Consider the following 18,313-nt stretch of genomic DNA (forward strand, 5'->3'; position numbering starts at 1 on the left):
ACTTCTGTAGTGTCGGGCGGTGAGGAGGTTCGCTCATGTTCGTCCCCAACGGCGTCCATCACGAACAGCACACCACCAAGCTCTCCTTCCGCCCCGCCTCAGGCAAGGGCGGACCGGCGTGAAAGGCCACTGGAGCCTCGACGACCGGCTGGAGCGGTCGTTGCGCGAGGTCCCCTTCGAGGTGCCCGCCGGGTCGGAGTCCGTCACCGTCCGTCTCGACCACGACCGGTCGCAGGGCGTGCTCGACCTCGGCTGCGGCTCGCCCGGCGGCTTCCGCGGCTGGTCGGGAGGGGCGCGCTCGGAGTTCACGATCGCCCGCGACTGGGCCACCCCCGGCTACCTGCCCGGCGTTCCCGAGCCCGGCACCTGGCACGTGTGGCTCGGGCTGCACCGCGTGCCGCCGCAGGGCCTCGACTTCACCCTGGAGATCTCGGCCGCGCGCACGGCCCCGCCGGAGCCGGTCGCCGCCGAGCCGCCGCCCGGCGAACGGCCGCCGCGCCGGAACGTGCCCGACGTCGGCGGGCTGCGCTGGTTCGCCGGCGACTTCCACGCGCACACCGTCCACAGCGACGGCGCGCTCACCGTCGCCGAGCTGGCCGAGCTGGCCCGCGGCCGGGGCCTGGACTTCCTGGCGGTCACCGACCACAACACCGTCAGCCACCACCCCTGGCTGCGCGCGACCGACCGCGGCGTCACGCTCATCCCCGGCCAGGAGGTCACCACCGACCGCGGCCACGCCAACGTGTTCGGCGAGGTCGGCTGGGTGGACTTCCGGCGGCCCGCGGGCTCCTGGGCCGAGCACGCCGGGCGCGCCGGCGGCCTGATCTCGATCAACCACCCGCTGGGCGGCGACTGCGCGTGGCTGCTGCCGGTCGGCGAACGCCCGAGGGTGGCCGAGGTGTGGAGCTCGGGCTGGTGGGACCGCCGCTGGGGCGCGCCGCTGGCCTGGGCCGACGCCTGGCGCGACGACGTGGTGGCGATCGGCGGCAGCGACTTCCACCGGCACGGCAGCGACGGCCTGCCGGGTGCGCCGACCACGTGGGTGCTGGCCGAGGAGCCGGGCGCGGTGCTCGACGGCGTGCGCGCCGGGCGCACCGCGGTCTCGGCGGGGCCGGACGCGCCGCTGCTGCTCCGGCTGGGCGACGAGCTGCTCGCGCTCGACGCCGACGGCCTGGTGCTGGTCCGCCCCGGCGGCGCCCGCCAGGTCGTGCGCGGCGAGCGGGCGCTGCTTCCCGCGGCCGAGGGACGCCACCGCCTGGAGACCTACGAGAACGAGGTGATCGCCCTATGCGAGTGAGGAGAGTCGCGAACGCGCCGGTGAGCTTCGGCGTGTTTGAGCTCAGCGACGCGCCGCCGCCCCTGGGCCCAGACGAGATGGTCCGCGCGCTGGCCGAGGCCGGTTACGCGGGCATCGACTCCGGGCCCATCGGCTATCTCGGCACCGGTCCCGGCCTGGCCGCCCGGCTGTCGGCGCACGGCCTGCTGCTCGCCGGCGGCTGGGTCGACCTGCGTTACGGCGACGCCGAGGCGTACCGGCGGGGGCTGCCCGCGCTGGCGGCCGCGCTCGACGTGTTCGCCGCCGCGCCGCCGGCGCCCGCCCTCTTCGCGCCCCGGCCCACGCTGGCCTGCTCGGGCTCGCCCGAGAGGTTCGCCAGGCCCGGCGGGAGCGCCCCCGGGCTGCCCGCCGCCGACTGGCCCGGGTACGCCGCCCGCGTCCAGGAGGCCGCCGACCGCTGCCGCGAACGCGGCCTGGAACCCGCCTTCCACCACCACCTCGGCACCTACGTCGAGACCCCCGACGACGTCGAGCGCCTCCTGGAGCTGACCGACGTCCAGCTCTGCCTGGACACCGGCCACCTGCTGCTGGCCGGCGGAGACCCGGTCGCGGCGCTGCGCGCGTGGGCCGGCCGCGTCGGGCACGTGCACATCAAGGACGGCGACCGCAAGATCTTGGCCGCCGCCCTCGACGACGGCGCCGACCTGCGCGAGCTGATGGCCCGGGGCGGCTTCACCCGTCTGGGCGACGGCGAGCTCGACCTGCCCGCGGTCGTGGCGGCGCTCGACGCCATCGGCTACGAGGGCTGGATCGTGGTCGAGCAGGACACGATGCCGGGCCGCCGCCCGGTCGGGCGGAACATCGCCGACCAGGCCGCCAACCGCGAGCGGCTGAGGGAGCTGGGCCTGTGAGGATCGCGCTGGTCGGGTGCGGGGCCGTCACCCAGGCGGTCTACGTGCCGCTGCTGTCCAGGCGGCGGGACCTGTTCGAGGTGAGCGCCGTCTGCGACCTGTCGCGCACGCTGGCCGACGTCGTCGGCGACCGGCTGGGCGCGCCCCGGCGCTACACCTCCCTGGCGAAGATGCTGGCCGACGGCGGTTTCGAGGCCGTGGTGGTGCTGGCCTCCGGCTCCCACGGCGAGACCGTGCGCCGGGCGCTGGCCGCCGGGTACGCCGTGCTGTGCGAGAAGCCGCTCGCGCTGACCAGGGCGGAGGTGGCGGCGCTGCCCGAGGGGCGGCTGATGGTCGGCTACATGAAGCAGTACGACCCGGCCGTGCGCCGGGCCGTCGCGCTGCTGGAGGAGCTGGGCGGCCCGGCGGCCGTCCGGTCGGTCGAGGTGACCGTGCTGCATCCCAGCGGGGAGTCGCAGCTCGCGTTCGCGAACCTGGCACGGGCCGGCGACGTCGATCCCGGCGTGCTCGGCTCGTTGCGCGAGACCGAGGACGCGCTCGTCTCCCGGGCGCTGGGCCAGGCCGCCCCGGAGTCGCTGCGCAACGTGTACGCGGTGTCCCTGGGCTCGATCTGCCACGACCTGTCGCTGCTGCGGCGCTTCACCGGAGCGCCGCGGGAGATCACGTACGTGGACAGCTGGGGGCCGGCGCCCGGTTCCGTGGAGATCTCCGGGCCGCTGCCCGTGGCGGGCCGGTTCCACATCCGCTGGCACTACCTGGACGGCTACCCCGCCTACCGCGAGACCGTCGCGATCCACCACGACGGGGGCACGCTGGAGCTGGTCTTCCCCACGCCCTACCTGATGAACGCGCCCACCACCCTCACCGTGGTCTCCGGGGCCGAGACCCGCGCCGAACACCGCCAGGTGACCGAGGCGTTCGAGGTACAACTGACGGCCTTCCATGCTTATGTGAACGATGGCAGCCCGCCGCTCACCGACGCGGCCGGCGCACTGGAGGACATCGTGACGGCTCAGCGGATCGCCGCCCGCTACGCCGTCCAGCATCGGCTGCCCATCGGAGGGGAGGCAGCGGCATGGACATAGTGGTCGTACCGCACACACATTGGGACAGGGAGTGGTACGAGCCCTTCCAGCGCTTCAGGCTGCGGCTGGTGGACCTCCTCGACGAGGTGCTCGACACCATGGAACGCGAGCCCGCCTACCACTTCACCCTCGACGGCCAGCTCGCCTGCGTGGACGACTACCTGGAGGTGCGCCCGGAGAACCGGCACCGCGTCGCGGCGCTCGTCGAGTCCGGGCGGCTGGCGGTGGGGCCGTGGCAGATCCTGCTCGACGAGTTCCTGTGCTCGGGCGAGAACATCGTGCGCAACCTCGAACTCGGGCTGGCCGGTGCGGACGCGCTCGGCGGCGCGATGCGGGTGGGCTACCTGCCGGACATGTTCGGCCACACCGCCCAGATGCCGCAGATCCTGCGGAGGGCCGGGCTGGAGCACGCCTGCGTCTACCGCGGGGTGCCGTCGTCGGTGACGACCGACGCCTTCGCCTGGGTGGCCCCCGACGGCACCGCGATCCGCACCCAGTACCTGCCCGAGGGCGGCTACGGCAACGGCGCCCATCTGTTCTCCGACGTCAAGGGGCTGGAGGAGCGGGCGGCGGAGTTCGTCGCCACCATGCGCGCCTGGCACGGCCCGCAGGGCGAGCTGCTGGCCATGTACGGCACCGACCACTCGGCCCCCGTGCGCGGGTTGCCGGAGATGGTGGCGGCGGTCGGCGCCCGCATGGACACCTTGTCTGGATATATCGAGAAATTTTCGGGTGACACCGCGGGGCTGCCGCAGGTCGTCGGCGAGCTGCGCTCGCACGCCCGCGCCAACATCCTGCCCGGCGTCATCTCCGCCCGCGTCGCCGTCAAGCAGGCCATGGGCCGGGCCGAGCGCATGGTCGAGCGCTACGCCGAGCCCCTGGCCACGCTCTGGGGCGGCCCGTGGCCCGGCCGGTTCCTCGACATGGCCTGGCGGCGGCTGGTGGAGGCCAGCGGCCACGACTCGGTCACCGGCTGCGGCGTGGACGAGACCGCCCAGCAGGTCGCCGCCCGCATCGCCGAGGCCGAGCAGCTCGGGCAGGCCGTCCGCGACATGGTGACCGCGCGGCTGGCGGCGGCGGTGCCGGCCGACGGCGTGCTCGTCGTCAATCCGACGCCGGCCGTGCGCGGCGGCGTGGTGCTCGCCGACGTGGCCGGCGGCAGCGGGCCGCTGGTGGGCCCCTCCGGCGCGCCGGTGCCCACCCAGCCCCTGGACTGCGCGCCGGTGCTGCTGCTGGACGAGCGCATCGACCCCCTCACCGTGCTGGGCTTCGTGCACGGCACCGAGCTGTACGGCCAGCACATCATCAGCTGGCAGGTGTTCGACGACATCCTCCTGCTCACCGTGGGCAGGGAGCCGCGCGGGCCGTTCGACCAGGCCGAGGTGCGCCGCGCGCTCGACGGCGTGACCTATGTCCGCGTCGAGGCCGAGCCCCGGGCCACGGTCGCCGCCTTCGTCGAGGTGCCCGCGCTCGGCCACACGAGCCTGCGCCCCGGCCCGCCCGAGCCCACGCACCCCGCGCCGCTGGCGGAGGTCCGCACCAACCGCCACCACCAGCACTGCTGGCTCTCCTCCGACACCGGCGTCCTGCCCGTCAAGGCCGGCCCCACGGTGATGGACAACGGGCTGCTGCGGGTCGAGATCGAGCCCGACGGCACCCTCGGCCTGTTCGGCGAGGACGGCCGGACGATCACCGGCGTGGGCCGCATCGAGGACGGCGGCGACTCCGGCGACACCTACAACCACGCGCCCCCCGCCGACGACCTGGTCGTGTCCGAGCCGATCTCGATCGACACGGAGATCATCGAAGGCGGCCCGCTCGTCGCCGCCGTGGAGATCACCCGGGTCTACCTGTGGCCGGCGGCGGGCGAGCCCGTCCCGAACACGCCGGAGCTGCCGCCGCCCGCGCGCACCGGCGCGACCGAGGACATCGTGGTCACCATGCGGGTCGAGCTGCGCGCGGGCGAGCCGTTCGTCCGGCTGCGGGTGTCGTTCGACAACCGGTGCGCGGACCACCGGGTGCGCTTTCACGTGCCGCTGCCCAGGCGGGCCGACCACTCGCTGGCCGAGGGGCAGTTCGCGATCGTGCGGCGGGAGCTCGAAGCCGAGGGCGGCTGCGGCGAGACCCCGCTGCCCACCTTCCCCGCCTCCGGCTGGGTGGCCGCCGGCGGCGTCGCCGCGCTGCTGGAGCACGTCACCGAGTACGAGCTGCTGGACGACGGGTACGAGCTGGCGCTCACGCTGCTGCGCTCGGTCGGCTACCTGTCGCGCAACCACAACAGGCTGCGCCCCGAGCCCGCCGGCCCGCAACTGCCGACCCCCGCCGCCCAGTCACGCGGGCCGCACACCGTGTCGCTGGCGCTGATGCCGTACCTGGACTGGCGGGACGTGCCGCCGCAGGCGGAGCTGTACCGGCACGACCTGCTGGTGGTGCCGGGCGGCGGCGATCGCGAGCTGACCCCGCCGCCGGCGGCGCACGGGTTGTCGGTGTCCGGTCAGGGCGTGACGATGAGCTCGCTGCGCCGCCGCGACGACTGGCAGGAGCTGCGCCTGGTGGCGCTCACCGCGTCCGGCACCGAGGCCGTGGTGCGGGGGGCCTTCACCGAGGCCCGGCGGGCCGGCCTGACCGGCGGCCCCGGCGAGCCGCTGGAGACGGCGGACGGCACGCTCAGGCTGCCGCTGAGGCCGTGGGAGATCGCCACCGTCCAGCTCCGCTGACCCCGCGGCCCTAGCAGAGGCCGAGCTGACGGGCCGCGCGCACGGCCAGCCAGACCTCCGCGAACGCCGCGCTGGACGACAGGTCGCGCCCGCTCAGCGCGGCGAACCGGCGCAGCCGGTAGGCCAGCGTGTTGGGGTGGACGTGCAGCGCCGCCGCCGCGTCCTCGACGTGGCGGTTGCGCTCCATCCACGTGCGCACCGACAGCAGCAGCCGCGAGTCGTGGGCCTCGTCGTAGGCCAGCACCTCGCCCAGCACGTGGTCGACCAGGGCCGACAGCGTCGAGGGGTCGTCGGGCAGCCAGCGGCCGGTGGTGTCGTCGCCGTAGTGGACCAGCGCCTTGCCCGACTCGGCGGCGTGCGCGGCCGCCCACACGGCCTCGCGCTGGGCGACCCGCAGCGACTCGCCCGGCGGGAACGGCCGGCTCACCCCCGCGCTGACCCCGGGCACGGCGGCCACCGCCGGCCCCAGCTCGGGGGGCCCCAGCAGGTAGTGGTCGTCGCCGCGGCGCAGCAGCAGGTGCGACAGCTCGCCCACCGCCCGGCGCAGCGCGTCGTCGGGCGCGTGCCGCACGACGAGCAGCACCGACCCGGTCTCCAGGGACAGGCCCATCCTGGCCAGCCGGCGCCGGGCCGCGGGCGGGTCGAGCACGTCCTGGAGCAGCTCGGCCAGCGTCTCGGCGCCCTCTCGGCGCAGGGTCTCGCGCTCGTGCCTGGCCATGGCGACCTGGAGGGCGGCCACGGTGGCGATGTGCTGGACCACGGCCAGCCCGGCGGGCCGCGCGCCCTCCCGCTCGAAGGCCACCAGGAAACCCGCGGGGCCGCCGGGCGCGGGCACCGGCAGCGCGAAGCCGCCCGGGATCGTGGGCGGCGCGTCGGGCTCGGCCGGCAGGACGTCCAGCGAGGGGACCGGCACGCCGGGCAGCAGCGGCCGGCCCTGCGGGGTGCACAGGTAGACGTCGTAGCCGGACAGGCGTTCCAGGCGCTTGAACAGGGTGACCGTGTCGAGGTCTTCGGCGGCCAGCCAGCGCAGCGCGCCGAAGACCTGGAGCTGGGCGCCCAGCCGGTGGCTGGCGTCCTCCTGGAGCGCCGCCGCCACCTCCTGCGAGACGGCGATGAACGGCACCGCGAGCGGCACCTCCAGCACCGGCATGCCGCGCTCCTCGGCGGCCTCGTAGAACGCCCGGTGCAGCGGCGGGACGTGCAACTGGGCCGACAGGGCGAGCGCCGAGACCCCCGCGTCGTCGAGGCGTTCGAGGTAGGCGCGCTGCCGGGCGGCCGAGCGCGGCAGGGCGAGACCGGTCGTCATGATGACCTCGGCGCCGAGCAGCCAGGGCGTCGGGTCGGCCAGCTCGCTGACGTGCGCCCACGAGACCGAGCGGGACAGCCCGGCCTCGCCGGCGAGCACCCGGAGCTGGAGAGCGGGGGAGCGGAGAAGGTCTTCGACCGTCAGCTTGTGGTCAGCCACAACACACACCGTATTACTTTGTGGGAGTAACAATTGCCGCAGGTCAGAAGCGTGACGAACACTGACGAACATGCATATCGGTCCCGTCGACTCCTCCCGGGTCCCGCGCTTCGCCGGGCCCGCCACCTTCGCCCGGCTGCCCCGGCTCGACCAGGTCGAGCGGGCGGACGTGGCCGTCGTGGGCGTGCCCTTCGACGCGGGCGTGTCCTACCGTCCGGGCGCCCGGTTCGGCCCCGCCGCCGTACGGGAGGCCAGCCGGTTGCTGCGGCCCTACCATCCCGGACTGGACGTCTCGCCGTTCGAGCGCGTCCAGGTCGCCGACGCCGGTGACATCGCGGCGAACCCGTTCGACATCGGCGAGGCCGTCGAGACCATCGAGGCCGCGGCCGACGAGCTGGACGCCCGGCTGGTCACCATCGGCGGCGACCACACGATCGCGCTGCCGCTGCTGCGCTCGGCGGCCAGGAAGCACGGCCCCGTGGCGCTGCTGCACTTCGACGCGCACCTCGACACCTGGGACACCTACTTCGGCGCCGAGTACACCCACGGCACCCCCTTCCGCCGGGCGGTCGAGGAGGGACTCCTCGACACCGAGGCGCTGAGCCACGTCGGCATCCGGGGCCCGCTGTACGGCAAGAAGGACCTGGAGGACGACCGGCGGCTCGGCTTCGGCATCCTGACCGCCGCCGACGTGCTCCGCCGCGGCCTGGACGAGGTCATCGACGTGCTTCGGCAGCGCGTCGGCGACCGCCCGCTCTACGTCTCGGTCGACATCGACGTGCTCGACCCCGCCCACGCCCCCGGCACCGGCACGCCGGAGGCCGGCGGGCTCACCAGCCGGGAACTGCTGGAGATCCTCCGCGGTCTGGCCGGCTGCCGCCTGATCGGGGCCGACGTGGTCGAGGTGGCGCCCGCCTACGACCACGCCGAGATCACCTCGGTCGCCGCCTCCCACGTGGCCTACGACCTCGTCAGCCTGCTGGCGATGCAGGAGAAGACATGAGCATCACCGAGATCGAGACCTACGGCGTCGAGCGCATCCCCGACGCCGACCGCACCGCCGGGCCGTTCGACCTGTTCAGGGTCGCCTTCGGGGGCGCGAACACGTTCGCCACCTGCGTGCTGGGCGCCTTCCCCATCCTGTTCGGCCTGTCGTTCTGGCAGGGGCTCGCGGCCACCGTGCTGGGCCTGGTGGTCGGGGCGCTGATCCTGGCCCCGCTGTCGCTGTTCGGGCCGCTCAACGGCACCAACAACGCCGTCTCCTCCTCGGCCCACCTGGGCGTGCACGGCCGGGTGGTCGGCTCGTTCCTGTCGCTGCTGACCGCCATCGCGTTCTTCTCGATCTCGGTGTGGTCGTCGGGCGACGCGCTGGTGGGCGGCGCGCACCGGCTCGTCGGCCTGCCCGACACCGACCTGTCCTACGGTGTGGCCTACGCCGTCTTCGCCCTGCTCGTCCTCGTGGTCTGCGTGTACGGCTTCCGCTTCATGCTGTTCGTCAACAAGATCGCGGTCGCGGCGGCGTCGCTGCTGTTCGTGCTCGGGCTGTTCGCCTTCGCCGGGGACTTCGACCCGTCCTACCCCGGGACGCTGGCGGCCGGCGACCCGCTGTTCTGGCCGTCGTTCATCGGCGCGGCGCTGATCGTGTTGTCGAACCCCGTGTCCTTCGGCGCCTTCCTGGGCGACTGGTCCCGCTACATCCCGGCCTCGACCCCGCGCTCCCGCGTGATGGCGGCGGCCTTCCTGTCGCAGCTCGCCACCATCCTGCCGTTCTTCTTCGGGCTGGCCACCGCCTCGATCATCGCCGCCAAGGCCGCCGAGTACGTCGACCCGGCCGCGCCCAACTACGTGGGCGGGCTGCTGGCGATCTCGCCGGCCTGGTACTTCGTCCCGGTCTGCCTGATCGCGCTGATCGGCGGCATGTCCACCGGCACCACCTCCCTGTACGGGACCGGGCTCGACTTCTCCAGCGTGTTCCCGCGCTTCTCCCGGGTGCAGGCGACCGTGTTCATCGGCACCCTGTCGATCGTCTTCATCTTCGTCGGGCGCTTCGCGGCGAACCTGACGGCCAGCATCTCCACGTTCGCCACGCTGATCATCACCTGCACCGCGCCCTGGATGGTGATCATGATGCTCGGCTACGTGACCCGCAGAGGCTGGTACGACCCCGACGCGCTGCAGGTCTTCAACCGGCGGCAGCGCGGCGGGCGGTACTGGTTCACCCACGGCTGGAACTGGCGCGGCCTCACCGCGTGGCTGCTCGCGGCCGCCGTGGCGCTGACGTTCGTGAACCTGCCGGGCCAGTTCGTCGGGCCGCTGGGCGACCTGGCCGGCGGCGTGGACGTCTCGCTGCCGCTGGGCCTCGCGGTCGCGGCCGTGCTCTACCTGACGCTGCTCGCGCTCTTCCCCGAACCGCGCGAGGTGTACGGCCCGCAGGGCCCGCGCCTGGTGCGCTCGGCCGACACGCCGATCCTGCCCATCGTGGACGCGGCAGAATCGATGGCGTGATGGAACTCGTCGACCTGTCGGTGCCCGTCGAGACCGGGATGCCGGTCTATCCGGGCGACCCCGAGGTCTCGGTCGTCCCGGCGCTCACCGTCGCCCGCGACGGCGTCAACGTGCTGGGCCTGCACCTCGGCTCGCAGTCGGGCACCCACGTCGACGCCCCCTTCCACATCGACGACGCGCTGCCGGCGCTCGGCGACCTGCCGCTGTCCCGCTTCGCCGGGCCCGCCGTGGTGGCCGACGCCCGCGGGCTCGCGCCCCGGTCGCCGATCGGGGCCGGGCTGCTCGACGGCCCGGCCTGGCCGTCCGGCGGCGACGCGCCGATCGTGCTGGTCGCGACCGGCTGGTCGGCCCACTGGGGCGGCGAGTCCTACCAGGCCCACCCCTTCCTCACCGAGGAGGCCGCCACGCTGCTGGTGGAGCGGGGCGTGCGCACGGTCGGCATCGACGCGCTGAGCGTCGATCCGACGCCGGCCGACGACTTCCCTGCCCACCGCGTCCTGTGCGGGGCGCACGCCGTGATCGCCGAGAACCTCACCGGCCTCGACCGGCTGCTGGACGCCCAGGCCCGAGGGCGGCCGATCGAGGTCTGGATGATGCCGCTGCGGCTCGACGGCGCTGACGGCGCGCCCGTGCGGGCCGTGGCGCGGATCGGTTAGCGCGTGCCCCAGGAGTACGACTGCTTGCGCAGCTTCAGGTACACGAACGACTCGGTGGCCCGGACGGCGGGGATGGCGCGGATCTTGCTGAGGATCTCCAGCAGGTGCCCGTCGCCCTCGCAGACCACCTCGACGATCACATCGAAGGAGCCCGCCGTGAGCACCACGTAGTCGATCTCCTCGATGGCCGACAGCTCGTCGGCCACCGACTCCAGGTCGCCCTCGCAGTTGACCCCGATCATCGCCTGGCGGGGGAAGCCGAGGGTGAGGGGGTCGGTGACCGCGACGATCTGCATCACCCCGGCGTCCTGCAACCGCTGGACGCGCTGACGGACCGCGGCCTCGGAGAGCCCGACGGCCTTGCCGATCGCCGCGTAGGGCATGCGCCCGTCTGACTGGAGCTGCTCGATGATCTGCTTGGAGAGATCGTCGAGCACGACGGGCCCGGAACTGGCGTTGTTTCGTCGTACGCGGGGCGGCGTCGTCATGTCAGAGGAATCCTCCTAGCGGTCCGGCGTTACGGGGGCGTTCCCGCTCGATTGCCGTCCTGGTGCGACATGTTGTCAGTTCTTGGCGGTGTGTCAAGCGAATTCGTAGCAATTTGATATCTTCACCACGAAATCCCTTGTCCAGATGCATCTGCTCTGTAAGAGTCGCGGCATCTCAGCCACCTCAACGAGGAGGTCGTGCATTGACCACCCGTCTGCAGAACTTCATCAACGGTGAGTTCGTGGACGCCCAGAGCGGCCGGTTCTCCGACATCATCGACCCTTGCACGGGAGAGGCCTACCTTCAGGCCCCGGTCTCCGGCGTCGAGGACGTCGACGCGGCCTACGCCGCGGCGGCCGCCGCGTTCGAGTCGTGGGGTCGGACCACCCCCGGTGAGCGGGCGAACCTGCTGCTCAAGGTCGCCGACGCGATCGACGCCCGGGCCGACGAGATCAACGAGGCCGAGTGCCTCAACACCGGCAAGCCGCGCGCCCGCATGGCCGAGGACGAGACCCCGGTCGCGGCCGACCACTTCCGCTTCTTCGCCGGCGCCGCGCGCACCCTGGAGGGGCCCACGGCCGGGGAGTTCCTCGCCGAGCACACCAGCGTCATCAGGCACGAGCCCATCGGCGTCGTCGGCCAGGTCACCCCCTGGAACTACCCGATGATGATGGCCGTGTGGAAGATCGCCCCGGCGCTGGCCGCCGGGAACACGATCGTCCTCAAGCCGTCGGACACCACCCCGGCCTCCACGCTCAAGCTGGCCGAGATCGTCGGCTCGGTGCTGCCGCCCGGCGTCTTCAACGTCGTCACCGGCGACCGCGAGACCGGCGCGCTCGTCGTGGGCCACCCGACCGCCGCCATGGTGGCGATCACCGGGTCCGTCGGCGCGGGCATGGCGGTCGCCAAGAGCGCCGCCGACGACCTCAAGCGGGTGCACCTGGAGCTCGGCGGCAAGGCGCCGGTCGTGGTCTTCGAGGACGTCAAGGACCTCGCCAAGGCCGCCGCCGACATCGCCACCGCCGGTCTCTACAACGCCGGCCAGGACTGCACCGCGGCCTGCCGCGTGCTCGTCCAGGAGAGCGTGCACGACGAGTTCGTGGCCGCGCTGACCGAGGCCGCCGCCGCGACCGTGACCGGCGACCTGGGCAACGAGGAAGCGCTCTACGGCCCGCTCAACAACGAGAACCAGCTCGCCAGGGTCCAGGGCTTCATGGACCGGGTCCCCGGCCACGCCAAGGTGCTCACCGGCGGTCACCGCGTCGGCGACAAGGGCTGGTTCTTCGCCCCCACCGTCGTGGACGGCCTGCGCCAGGACGACGAGATGGTGCAGAACGAGGTCTTCGGCCCCGTCATCACCGTCCAGACGTTCACCGACGAGGCAGACGCGCTGGCCAAGGCCAACGACGTCAAGTACGGCCTGTCCAGCTCGGTGTGGACCTCCGACCACGGCCGCGCCATGCGCATGTCGAACCGCCTCGACTTCGGCGTGGTCTGGGTCAACACGCACATCCCGTTCGTCTCGGAGATGCCGCACGGCGGCTTCAAGCACTCCGGGTACGGCAAGGACCTGTCGGTGTTCGGTCTGCACGACTACACCAGGGTCAAGCACGTCATGCACTACATCGGCGAATAAGGACGAGCCCTGGACATGACCGAGCTATCCGCGATTCAGCTTGAGGACGTCGTCAAGGAGTACCTCTCGCACGGCGAGGTCGTCCAGGCGGTCAAGGGTGTGTCGCTGGACATCGCCGAGGGGGAGTTCTTCTCCCTCCTCGGCCCGTCCGGCTGCGGCAAGACCACGACCATGAGGATGATCGCCGGCTTCGAGGAGCCCACCAAAGGGCTCGTGCGGCTGCACGGCAAGGACGTCACCGACGTCCCGCCGAACAAGCGCGACGTCAACATGGTCTTCCAGTCCTACGCCCTGTTCCCGCACATGAGCGTGTGGGACAACGTGGCGTTCGGCCTGAAGCAGCGCAGGACGCCGCCGGAGGAGATCCGGCGGCGGGTCGGCGAGATGCTGGAGATCGTCGACCTGACCGGCCGGGAGAAGCGCCGGCCGCGCGAGATGTCCGGCGGCCAGCAGCAGCGCGTGGCGCTGGCCCGCGCGCTAGTCAACCGGCCGCGGGCGCTGCTGCTCGACGAGCCCCTGGGCGCGCTCGACCTCAAGCTGCGCCAGGCCATGCAGATCGAGCTCAAGCGCATCCAGCGCGAGGTCGGCATCACGTTCGTGTACGTGACGCACGACCAGAACGAGGCTCTGACCATGAGCGACAGGATCGCCGTGATGAACGACGGGCTGGTCGAGCAGCTCGCGAGCCCGCGGGAGATCTACGAACGGCCGGCCACCGCGTTCGTGGCGGGGTTCATCGGCACCTCCAACCTGATCACCGGGACGGTGACCGGCGGGGTGCTGGCGATCGGCGGCGGCCGGGTGCTGGTGCCGGACCACGAGGGCGACGTGACGGTGACCGTCCGCCCCGAGAAGATCACGATCTGCGCGGACGAGCCGGGACCCGGGCTGAGCGCCGTCCCCGGGACCGTCACGGAGATGGTCTACCTGGGCACCTCCAACAGCTACGCGGTGCAGCTCGCCGACGGGGCCGAGATGACCGTTTTCGAGCAGAACGCGCATGACGCGACGGCGACCGCGGAGCGGGGCGACTCCGTGTGGCTGTCGTGGGAGGCGCAGCACTCTTATGTGATTGGAAGTTGATAGCACCCCATGAACCCCCGCCAGATCACCCCCGCCCTCCTGAGGGGCATGACCCAGCCCCGCACCCGCCGCGACTTCTTCCGTGTCACCGGCCTGTCCGCCGCCGGCCTCGCGCTCGCCGCCTGTGGCGTCCAGGGCCAGAAGGCCGCCCCTCCGAAGGCCGACGCCGTCCAGGACTACTGGTCCAAGCAGAGCAAGCACGGCAAGCTCGTCTTCGCCAACTGGCCCGAGTACATGCCCGAGGACCAGGCCCCGCTGAAGAAGTTCACCCAGACCACCGGCATCTCCGTGGAGTACAAGGAGGTCATCCAGGAGAACGCGGAGTTCTTCGGCAAGGCCGACCCCGTGCTCCGCGCCGGCCAGTCGCTCGGCTACGACATCATCGTGATGACCAACGGCGTGCAGCTCCAGCACATGGTCGAGCTCGGCTACATCGTGCCGCTCGACCACAGCCGGATGCCGAACTTCCTGGCCAACGCCGGTGAGAAGTACAAGGAACGCGCCTACGACCCGGGCAACCAGTACACGATGCCCTACACCTCGGGCGTGACCGGCATCGCGTACAACACCAAGTACGTCAAGGACGACATCACCAGCATCGAGGCCCTGTTCGACCCCAAGTACAAGGGGCGGGTCGGGATGATGGCCGACGCGCAGGAGATCGGCAACTTCGCGATGTTCGCGCTGGGCGTCGATCCGGAGAAGTCGACCGAGGCCGACTGGAAGAAGGCCGGGGAGAAGCTCAAGCAGCAGCGCGACGCGGGAATCGTCCGGAAATATTACGACCAGAGCTACATCGACGCGGTCTCCAAGGGCGACGTCTGGCTGACCATGGCCTGGTCGGGCGACGTCTTCCAGCGGCAGCTCGCCGGCGAGCCGGTCAAGTTCGTGGTGCCGGCGGAGGGCGGCACGATCTGGACCGACAACATGCTCATCCCCAAGGGCGCGGCCAACCCCGTGGACGCGCTCACCCTCATGGACTACCTGTACCAGCCCGCGGTGGCCGCCGACCTGGATGAGTTCATCCAGTTCGTCACCCCGATCCCGGCCGTGCAGGACCTCCTGCGCGAGAAGGCCGCGACGGCCAAGGGCGAGGACAAGAAGGCCCTGGAGGACATGGTGGACAGCCCGCTCATGTTCCCCTCGGAGGCCGACTACGCCAAGCTGCGCACCTACACCACGCTGACCACCCAGCAGGAGCAGGTGTTCAACTCCATCTTCCAGTCGATCACCCAGGCATAGCCATGAAACGGCTCACCCCCTACCTGCTCGCCCTGCCGAGCTGGCTGTGGCTGGCGATCTTCCTGGTCGTGCCCATGGTGGCGATGGCGTCGGTCTCGCTCCAGACGGGCAACGCCATCGACGGCTACGCGATGACGTTCAGCTTCTCCAACTACGCCGACGCGCTCGGCAGGTACAGCGACCAGCTGCTGCGCTCGCTCCTGTACGGCGGCCTGGCCACGGTGGCCATGCTGGTGATCGGCTACCCGGTGGCGTACTGGATCGCCTTCAAGGGCGGCAACCGCAAGTCGGTGTACCTGTTCCTGCTGCTGCTGCCGTTCTTCGTGTCGTTCGTGCTGCGGACGATCTCGTGGAACTTCCTGCTGGCCGACAACGGCATCCTGTTCGGGACGCTGAAGGGCTGGGGGCTGCTGCCGGAGAGCTTCCACGTGCTGGCCACGACCGTGGCCGTGGTGGGCGGGCTCACCTACAACTTCCTGCCGTTCATGATCCTGCCGATCTACGTGGCCCTGGAGCGGGTGGACCCGCGGGTGGTGGAGGCGGCCCAGGACCTGTACGCCACCCGCGCCGGAGCCTTCCGCCGGGTGGTGCTGCCGCTGTCGCTGCCCGGCGTCTTCGCCGGCGTGCTGATGACGTTCGTGCCCGCGACGGCCGACCCGGTCAACGCGCAGATCCTCGGCGGCACGGCCAACACCATGATCGGCAACATCATCCAGACCGAGTACCTGACCAACCTCGACTACCCGACCGCCTCGGCGCTGTCGTTCACGCTGATGGCGATCCTGCTGGTGGGCATCTTCGTCTACGCCCGCGCGCTCGGCACCGAGAACGTCCTGGAGGCGGCGGCGCGATGAGCGGTGAGCGAGCAATGAGCAGGGGCACGCGGGGCAGGTTCGGCGACCGCCTGCTGCACGTCTACACCTGGCTGATCATCGTGTGGCTGTCGTCGCCGATCGCCGTCATGATCCTGTTCGGCTTCAACGACAAGAAGAGCAAGTCGAACACGAGCTGGCAGGGCTTCACCCTCAAGTGGTACGGCGAGCTCTTCGAGATCTCCGACCTGACCACGGCGCTGCGCAACTCCATCGTGATCGCCCTGGCCAGCACCGTCATCACGGTCGTCATCGGGACGATGCTGGGCCTGGCCGTCGGCCGGTACCGCTTCCGCGGCCTCGGCGCCACGAACTTCCTGGTCTTCGCCGCCATCTCCACGCCGGAGCTGGTGATGGGCGCCTCGCTGCTGTCGCTGTTCGTCTCGGGCAACGTGCCGCGCGACGGCAACACGATCATCCTCGCGCACGTGCTGTTCTCGCTCTCCTTCGTCGTGGTGACGGTCAGGGCGCGGGTCATCACGCTCGACCCGTCGCTGGAGGAGGCGGCCAAGGACCTCGGCGCGACCGCCTGGGGCACCTTCCGGCAGGTGACGCTGCCCTCGATCATGCCGGGCGTGCTCGCGGGCGCGATGCTCTCCTTCGCGCTGTCGATCGACGACTACGTGGTGACGAGCTTCGTCAACGGCTCGACCGTCACCTTCCCCCTGTGGATCGTGGGTGCGGTGAAGACCGGCATTCCACCGCAGGTCAACGTGATGGGTACGCTCATCTTCGGGATCGGGGTGCTGATCGCCGTGGCGAACGCCGTGGCCGCCAGACGCCGCGCCTAGGATCTGCTCCAACAGGCTTTCCCCCCGCGATCCGGCGGGGGGATTGGTGTATTCCGACCAAGAACAGGGAGGCGAGATCGGATTTCGGCGGGGGGAACCCGCGCGTGATCACATCATGCTTTTGGATCCCGCAATCAACAAAGAACAACTAAGACTTTCGTAGGGAAGTGGGATTTGTGGATCCGCTGAAGGCGCTGGCTGACGCGGAGCGCAAGCCGTACTGGCTGGACAGCCCGGCCAGACCCGAGCCGCGCGCGCGGCTCATCGGAAACACCGACGCCGACCTGGTCGTCGTCGGCGGAGGCTTCTCGGGGCTCTGGACGGCCCTGATGGCCAAGGAACGTGACCCTTCGCTGGACGTCGTCCTGCTCGAAGGACGCAGGATCGGCTGGGCGGCGACCGGCCGCAACGGCGGGTTCTGCATGGCGACCCTCACCCATGGCCTGGCCAACGGCCTGGAACGGTGGCCGGAGGAGATCGGCCGCCTCGAACGCATGGGCGTGGACAACCTCGACGAGATCGAGCGCACGCTGGAGCGGCACGGCATCGACTGCTCCTTCGAGCGCACCGGAGAGCTGCACGTGGCCACCGAGCCGTGGCAGCTCGACTCGCTGGGCGAACACCTGGACCTAATCTCCGAGCTCGGCCTCGACTACGTGCCGATGGACGAGCGGCAGGTGCGGGCCGAGGTCAACTCGCCGACCTACCTGGGCGGCCTGTGGGAACGCAGCGGCTGCGCCATGCTGGACCCGGCGCGGCTGGCCTGGGGGTTGCGCGAGGCGTGCCTGCGGCTCGGCGTCCGGGTCTTCGAGCGCAGCCCGGTGCGTTCGCTGCGCGACGACGGCACGACGATCACCCTGCGCACCCCGTACGGGTCGGTGGTGGGCCGCCGGGTGGCGCTGGGCACGGGGGTCTTCCCGCCCCTGCTGCGCAGGCTCAAGCACTTCGTCGTCCCGGTGTACGACTACGCCCTGATGACCGAGCCGCTGAGCGCGGCCCAGCTCGCCGAGGTGGGCTGGCACAACCGGCAGGGCGTCGGCGACTCGGGCAACCAGTTCCACTACTACCGGCTCACCGACGACAACCGCATCCTGTGGGGCGGCTACGACGCGGTCTACTACAACGGCGGCCTGGTCAAGCCGGAGTACGAGCAGCGCGACGAGACGTTCGTCAAGCTGGCCGAGCACTTCGCCACCACGTTCCCCCAGCTCTCCCAGGTGCGCTTCACGCACCGCTGGGGCGGCGTGATCGACACCTGCAGCCGCTTCAGCGCCTTCTACGGCACGGCGCACGGCGGCCGGCTGGCCTACGCCGTGGGCTACACCGGCATGGGCGTCGGGGCCACCAGGTTCGGCGCGAACGTGATGCTGGACCTGCTGTCGGGGGAGGCCACCGAGCGGACCGAGCTGCGGATGGTCAAGGAGAAGCCGGTGCCGTTCCCACCCGAGCCGGTCCGGTCGGGGGTGATCCAGTTCACCCGGTGGTCGATCGCCCAGGCCGACCAGCATCAGGGCAAGCGCAACCTGTGGCTGCGCACGCTCGACAAGATGGGCCTCGGGTTCGACTCCTGATCCGGTGTTCCGAG

The 18,313-nt window shown here is 71.6% G+C and carries 15 protein-coding genes; 13 read left to right on the forward strand and 2 right to left on the reverse strand.

The annotated features are described in order from the left end of the window. Nucleotides 1-118: 118 nt before the first annotated feature. From ABT158_RS03405 to ABT158_RS03420, 4 genes are read left to right on the forward strand one after another with little or no spacing between them, the layout of a single operon-like run. Complete coding sequence (locus ABT158_RS03405; RefSeq protein ID WP_352350367.1) at nt 119-1,297, forward strand: CehA/McbA family metallohydrolase; 1,179 nt, start codon at nt 119-121, stop codon at nt 1,295-1,297. Continuing rightward, nucleotides 1,288-2,187, forward strand: coding sequence for a TIM barrel protein (locus tag ABT158_RS03410; RefSeq protein WP_352350369.1), 900 nt, complete (start codon nt 1,288-1,290; stop codon nt 2,185-2,187). Before ABT158_RS03405 ends, ABT158_RS03410 begins: the two co-directional genes overlap by 10 nt. Beyond that, complete coding sequence (locus ABT158_RS03415; RefSeq protein ID WP_352350371.1) at nt 2,184-3,272, forward strand: Gfo/Idh/MocA family protein; 1,089 nt, start codon at nt 2,184-2,186, stop codon at nt 3,270-3,272. The genes ABT158_RS03410 and ABT158_RS03415 overlap by 4 nt, the downstream gene beginning before the upstream one ends. Further along, nucleotides 3,263-5,989 (forward strand): glycoside hydrolase family 38 N-terminal domain-containing protein, encoded by a 2,727-nt coding sequence (locus ABT158_RS03420; protein WP_352350373.1) that lies wholly within the window; start codon nt 3,263-3,265, stop codon nt 5,987-5,989. The genes ABT158_RS03415 and ABT158_RS03420 overlap by 10 nt, the downstream gene beginning before the upstream one ends. 10 nt (nt 5,990-5,999) lie before the next feature. On the opposite strand, the gene ABT158_RS03425 is transcribed toward ABT158_RS03420, so the two are convergent. After that, nucleotides 6,000-7,454, reverse strand: a complete 1,455-nt coding sequence (locus ABT158_RS03425) for a PucR family transcriptional regulator (protein ID WP_352350375.1) — start codon at nt 7,452-7,454, stop codon at nt 6,000-6,002. A 70-nt stretch (nt 7,455-7,524) separates the two neighbouring features. Here ABT158_RS03425 and speB point away from each other — a divergent pair, with 70 nt between their 5' ends. The 3 genes from speB to ABT158_RS03440 are packed head-to-tail and all read left to right on the forward strand — an operon-like array spanning nt 7,525 to nt 10,615. Beyond that, on the forward strand, nt 7,525-8,457 hold the full coding sequence (speB, locus tag ABT158_RS03430) for an agmatinase (RefSeq protein WP_352322711.1): 933 nt from the start codon (nt 7,525-7,527) through the stop codon (nt 8,455-8,457). After that, a complete protein-coding gene (locus ABT158_RS03435; protein ID WP_352350377.1) occupies nt 8,454-9,959 on the forward strand; it encodes a purine-cytosine permease family protein in 1,506 nt (501 codons plus the stop codon). Before speB ends, ABT158_RS03435 begins: the two co-directional genes overlap by 4 nt. Further along, complete coding sequence (locus ABT158_RS03440; protein WP_352350498.1) at nt 9,959-10,615, forward strand: cyclase family protein; 657 nt, start codon at nt 9,959-9,961, stop codon at nt 10,613-10,615. Before ABT158_RS03435 ends, ABT158_RS03440 begins: the two co-directional genes overlap by 1 nt. Here the strand turns inward: ABT158_RS03440 and ABT158_RS03445 are convergent. After that, entirely contained in the window at nt 10,612-11,103 is a 492-nt protein-coding gene (locus ABT158_RS03445; protein ID WP_352322709.1) for an Lrp/AsnC family transcriptional regulator, read from the reverse strand. The two genes, ABT158_RS03440 and ABT158_RS03445, sit on opposite strands and share 4 nt — an antisense overlap. Nucleotides 11,104-11,306: 203 nt before the next feature. Here ABT158_RS03445 and ABT158_RS03450 point away from each other — a divergent pair, with 203 nt between their 5' ends. From ABT158_RS03450 to ABT158_RS03475, 6 genes are all read left to right on the forward strand, one after another. Next, nucleotides 11,307-12,740: a gamma-aminobutyraldehyde dehydrogenase gene (locus tag ABT158_RS03450; protein WP_352350379.1), complete on the forward strand. Its 1,434-nt coding sequence runs from the start codon at nt 11,307-11,309 to the stop codon at nt 12,738-12,740. Between the two features lie 15 nt (nt 12,741-12,755). Next, nucleotides 12,756-13,823, forward strand: coding sequence for an ABC transporter ATP-binding protein (locus ABT158_RS03455; RefSeq protein WP_352350381.1), 1,068 nt, complete (start codon nt 12,756-12,758; stop codon nt 13,821-13,823). Between the two features lie 48 nt (nt 13,824-13,871). Beyond that, nucleotides 13,872-15,065 (forward strand): polyamine ABC transporter substrate-binding protein, encoded by a 1,194-nt coding sequence (locus ABT158_RS03460; RefSeq protein WP_352350383.1) that lies wholly within the window; start codon nt 13,872-13,874, stop codon nt 15,063-15,065. 2 nt (nt 15,066-15,067) lie between these two features. Then, nucleotides 15,068-15,919 carry an ABC transporter permease gene (locus tag ABT158_RS03465; RefSeq protein ID WP_352350385.1) on the forward strand — a complete coding sequence of 284 codons (852 nt, stop codon included), beginning with the start codon at nt 15,068-15,070 and terminating at the stop codon, nt 15,917-15,919. Nucleotides 15,920-15,933: 14 nt separating this feature from the next. Then, nucleotides 15,934-16,728 carry an ABC transporter permease gene (locus tag ABT158_RS03470; protein WP_352350387.1) on the forward strand — a complete coding sequence of 265 codons (795 nt, stop codon included), beginning with the start codon at nt 15,934-15,936 and terminating at the stop codon, nt 16,726-16,728. Nucleotides 16,729-16,904: 176 nt separating this feature from the next. Continuing rightward, the gene (locus ABT158_RS03475) at nt 16,905-18,299 is read left to right on the forward strand and encodes an NAD(P)/FAD-dependent oxidoreductase (protein WP_352350389.1); all 1,395 of its coding nucleotides are present in this window, start codon (nt 16,905-16,907) and stop codon (nt 18,297-18,299) included. Nucleotides 18,300-18,313: the final 14 nt, after the last annotated feature.

It is taken from the genome of Nonomuraea sp. NPDC001636, assembly GCF_040298265.1.
Taxonomy (GTDB): domain Bacteria; phylum Actinomycetota; class Actinomycetes; order Streptosporangiales; family Streptosporangiaceae; genus Nonomuraea.